Source organism: Edaphobacter sp., from assembly GCF_035532915.1.
Taxonomy (GTDB): Bacteria; Acidobacteriota; Terriglobia; order Terriglobales; family Acidobacteriaceae; genus Edaphobacter.
The window spans coordinates 1-4382 of the sequence record NZ_DATKQC010000230.1 but is presented as its reverse complement, the minus strand read 5'-3'; the positions used below and the strand labels follow the sequence as shown (position 1 = coordinate 4382).

The window sequence follows — 4382 nt, the reverse complement described above, 5'->3', positions numbered from 1 at the left end:
GGAGAATTTAAGATCGGTGGCGGTGACGCAGGTCCGGTAACCGGGAGTTTGTACGAGCGCCTGACAAACATTCAGCGCGGAATCGAGCGTAACTCCTACGGGTGGCTTCACAGGGTCGCTGTCTAAACTCGACGGCTGGGCTGCGATGGTTCAACGCTCTAGTCGACTCAGAGCCGCGGACTGGCGGAGGTCCGGAAACAAAATTTGTAGCGGCCACATCCCTACAAATCGGCTTGTGCCCCGGCACCGCGCATCTTCCACAACACCTGCCGCAGAATTCCCATCCACACCGGCACATCGCTCGCCGAAACTCCCATGCGCACGATCAGCCGCCGTACTTGTTGCTCATCGCAATTTGCCGGATGCCTGCGCGTATAGCCTGTCTGCTCCAGCACCTCGGTCAGCAACATCGTCAGACGTTCCACTTCTCCCGCCTCAGCCTTGGCCGCAACGCCCACCCCGGCATGCACTCCCGTCTCGCGCACCAGTTCGTACAAGCACACGGCAACCGCCTGCCCAAGGTTCATCGACGGATGCCGTACCTCCTCATGCTCTTTCATCGGGATCGTCAACAGCCAGTGGCAGTGGCTCAGCTCATCATTGCTCAGCCCCGTCTTCTCCGAGCCGAACAGCAGCGCCACCCGCCCCGCCTGGGTCAGCGCATCCCCAATCTGAGCAGCAGCCTCTGGCAAAGCATGGAGCGGATGCAGCAACGCCCGCTCGCCCACAGCGGTCGTACCCACAACTAACGTGCAATCGGCTACCGCCTCGGCAACGCTGCCAAACTCCATCGCTCCGGCCAACACCTCTGAAGCATCCACAGCGGAACGAGCCGTGGCAAACGGCACAGCGTACTCATTCACCACGCGCAGATGCCGAAACCCGAAGTCATGCATCGCCCGCGCCACCGCACCAATATTGCCGGGGTTGCGCGCGCGCACCAGCACCACGCATACCTGATCGAGTTGTCGCTGGCTCAGCACTCCCATCATTTTAGGTGGAACCTCACCCTGCCGGGAGTCCAAACGCAAAACAGCCAGCGCAGCGCCGGCCGTTTCACTTCATCACCAGACTACTGCTGAGCAATGCTCCTCATGTCCACCCGCCGCGCGGGCCTGTGGATGCTGTGCCTGCGGGCGAGCAATTTTGCCAGACGCAAAGCCCGCGGTTTGGGTATAGTGGGCGCATCCTTAAACGGAGGCGCACGGATATGTTGAAGGGCTTGTGGTGGAGTGTGGGTGCGGCGGTGCTCGCCGTTGGAATGCAGACGGTAGCGCAACAGAAGATGCTGGCTCCGACGCCGCCGATGGGGTGGAATAGCTGGGACTCCTACGGCCTGACCGTCAACGAGTCGCAGTTTCGCGCAAATGTAGACGCGCTAGCCAAGCGGCTGAAACCCGCGGGCTATCAGTATGCGGTGGTCGATGAGGGATGGTATCTGGCGAATCCGCAGGATGCCTCCAAGCCCGAGACGCTACAGTATCGCATCGACGCGAACGGGCGCTACCAGCCTGCGCTCGACCGCTTTGCTACGGCGAAGGGAGATGCGGGATTCAAGCCGATCGCCGACTCCGTCCACGCGCAGGGACTGAAGTTCGGCATCCACATCATTCGCGGCATCACGAAGAAGGCCGTGGCTGGAAATATGCCGATTGCCGACAGCACATTCCACGCCAGCGACGCGGCGGATACCACCGACAAGTGCCCGTGGAATCCCGACAACTTCGGCGTGAAGGACAACGCCGCGGGCCAGGCCTGGTACGACGCTCTGATGAAGCAGTATGCAGGCTGGGGCGTGGACTACGTCAAGGTCGATTGCATCGCCTCGCATCCGTACAAAGGCGACGAGATTCGCATGATCCACCATGCGATTGCAAAGACGGGACGGCCCATCGTGCTAAGCCTCTCGCCCGGCCCCGCGCCGCTGTCGGAAGCAGTAGAGCTGGGCCAGAACGCGCAGCTCTGGCGCATCTCCAATGACGTGTGGGACCACTGGGAGAAGAACAAGGAGTGGTCGCAGAACGTGAAGGACCAGTTCGCCGTCATTGCGAGCTGGGCAAAGTCCGTGAAGCCCGGCAACTGGCCGGACGCGGACATGCTTCCGCTGGGCAGGCTCGAGCCCATACCGGGCGACGGCAAGCCGCGCGCGACGCGGCTGACTCAGGACGAGCAGCGCACTCTGGTGACGCTGTGGTCGATTGCGCGGTCGCCGCTGTTCTTCGGCGGCAACCTGACCGAGCTGGATGATTGGACTCAGGCGCTGGTGACGAACCCTGCGGTGGTAGCGATGGACCAGCGGGGCCACGGCCAGCGACTCGTGGGGCAGGACGGCAACATCGTCGCGTGGACCTCTCACGTTGGCGGCGCGGAGTATCTGGCGCTGTTCAATGTAGGGGATTTGTCCTCTGTGGTGAAGTCTGGATTTGCGAAGTATGGGCTGGCGCGCGGGAAGTATGCGGTGCGCGATGTCTGGGGAGATAAAGACATGGGCAAAATGGCGTCAGTCGAAAACACGATCGCTCCGCACGGTGTTTTACTGCTGGCGCTGCGGCGGTAGCATTTCCTGTTTGCGTCGCGGCAGTGTTCGCCTTACCATCGCCCTTAGTGGATATTGCGAAGAACAAGTCGAAGGTGGATTTGAATCAGGGATCTTCCGAGGCCGAGCGGCTGGTCTCGGCTGGGCGTATCGACGAAGACGCGGCCTTCGAGCTGAAGCTGCGGCCCACGCGCCTGCGCGAGTTCGTCGGGCAGGAGAAGGCCAAGGAGCAGTTGGCGATTGCGCTCGAAGCGGCGAAGTCGCGCGGCGAGGCGCTGGACCATGTGCTGCTCTTCGGGCCTCCGGGGCTGGGCAAAACGACGCTCGCCACCATCATCGCCAACGAGCTTGAGGTGGGCTATCAGCAGACCTCCGGCCCGGCGTTGCAGATCCAGGGCGACCTGACCGCGATCCTGACCAACCTGCGCGAGCGGCAGGTGCTCTTTCTCGACGAGATTCATCGTCTGCAGCCGGTGCTCGAAGAAAAACTCTACACCGCGCTCGAAGACTACAAGCTCGACATCATGATCGGTCAGGGCCCGGCGGCACGTACGCACGTCATGGACATCAAGCCCTTCACTTTCGTCGCAGCGACGACAAGGCCGGGGCTGCTCTCATCTCCGCTGCGGTCACGCTTCGGCATTCTGCTGCGGCTGGAGTTCTACACCGACGACGAGCTGAGGTTCGTCGTCGAGCGCAGCGCCGAGGTGATGGGCGTTCCCATCGACCGCGACGGCGCGGCCGAGATCGCCATGCGCTCGCGGGGCACACCGCGCATTGCCAACCGTCTCCTGCGCCGCGTCCGCGACTACGCACAGGTGCGCGCGCAGGGCGTGATCGACCGTCCCGTGGCGCAGGCCGCGCTGACCATGCTGGAGGTCGACGCCCACGGCTTCGACGAGCTCGACCGGCGGCTGCTCAGAACGATCATCGAGAAGTACGATGGCGGCCCGGTCGGCCTGAACACGCTGGCTGCCGCGCTGGCCGAGGAGCAGGACGCGCTCGAAGAGGTCTACGAGCCCTTCCTGATTCAGATCGGCTTTCTCGACCGCACTCCGCGCGGACGCGTCGCCACGCGGCTGGCCTACGAGCATCTGGGCATCGAGATGCCTCGCAAGCTGAGCCTGTTTTAGCCCAGGCGTCACCTTCCGGCGTTCGACTTGCGGGGGTATACCCCCCCTCCCGTACTTTAGTCCCAAAGTCTTCGAAAGAAAGTACTTAAGTCCGGTCTTCGGTCTGGACCGGTTAAAGGAAAAGACCCGGCGGCGTGCCGGGTCTCCTGCTTTCTCTCTGATTTAATTGTAGCCGGGGTGTCAAGGGTTTTGGGGCCGGGAGTGTGGTAAACAGGGGGTTCCATGTTGAGAAAGCAACACAGGGAAGTTTGTCGCTATCAATAAGCCTAGATCAGCGGCACCTAGTTCAATGAGTGCATTGCCTGTGGCCGCCAATGCTGGATTTGCACACGACATTTGGGTTATGAACCCAAGGTCGAACTGAGCCGCCTACTTCCTGTTGGCCGACAATCGATCCAGAATCATTAACACCTGATGCACTAAAGGCTATCGCTTTCCGTTATCGATGGATTGCTGACAACAAGGCAAACTGCCAATCTTATTAGTCCAATGCCGGTTTCGGATCCACAGAATCGACGACTAGAAATTTTGCTGGCACCTTTGCCGGCTTGAGCTTCAGTCCCAGTTGCTCTTCGACAGCCGTGAAGAAGTCCGGCAAGTCGGAATCCTTCGCGTCCACTGGAGCAAAGTGCAACGAAAGATCGTAGAAGCCTTTCAGCCCTGTTCGATCGACCACCGGGCCGCCCGCGGGGATTCCCAGTAGGCCCGCGACC

4 protein-coding genes are annotated in these 4382 nt (G+C 61.4%); 2 read left to right on the top strand and 2 right to left on the bottom strand.

What is annotated here, in order from left to right; all coding sequences use genetic code 11:
• Positions 1–221 precede the first annotated feature (221 nt).
• On the bottom strand, positions 222–992 hold the full coding sequence (locus tag VMU57_RS11175) for a TrmJ/YjtD family RNA methyltransferase (protein WP_325383372.1): 771 nt from the start codon (positions 990–992) through the stop codon (positions 222–224).
• A 218-nt stretch (positions 993–1210) separates the two neighbouring features.
• Between VMU57_RS11175 and VMU57_RS11170 the strand changes: the two genes are divergently transcribed.
• A complete protein-coding gene (locus VMU57_RS11170) occupies positions 1211–2557 on the top strand; it encodes a glycoside hydrolase family 27 protein (RefSeq protein ID WP_325383371.1) in 1347 nt (448 codons plus the stop codon).
• An 80-nt stretch (positions 2558–2637) separates the two neighbouring features.
• Positions 2638–3669, top strand: coding sequence for a Holliday junction branch migration DNA helicase RuvB (gene ruvB, locus VMU57_RS11165; protein WP_325383370.1), 1032 nt, complete (start codon positions 2638–2640; stop codon positions 3667–3669).
• A gap of 481 nt (positions 3670–4150) precedes the next feature.
• On the opposite strand, the gene VMU57_RS11160 is transcribed toward ruvB, so the two are convergent.
• Positions 4151–4382 (bottom strand): TIGR03435 family protein (locus VMU57_RS11160; protein ID WP_325383369.1); only part of this gene is annotated, 232 nt, incomplete at its 5' end.

Bases quoted from the DNA above. Each gene is read 5' to 3' on its own strand.
- VMU57_RS11175 (WP_325383372.1), bottom strand. From the start codon at position 992: ATGATGGGAGTGCTGAGCCAGCGACAACTCGATCAGGTATGCGTGGTG.
- VMU57_RS11170 (WP_325383371.1), top strand. From the start codon at position 1,211: ATGTTGAAGGGCTTGTGGTGGAGTGTGGGTGCGGCGGTGCTCGCCGTT.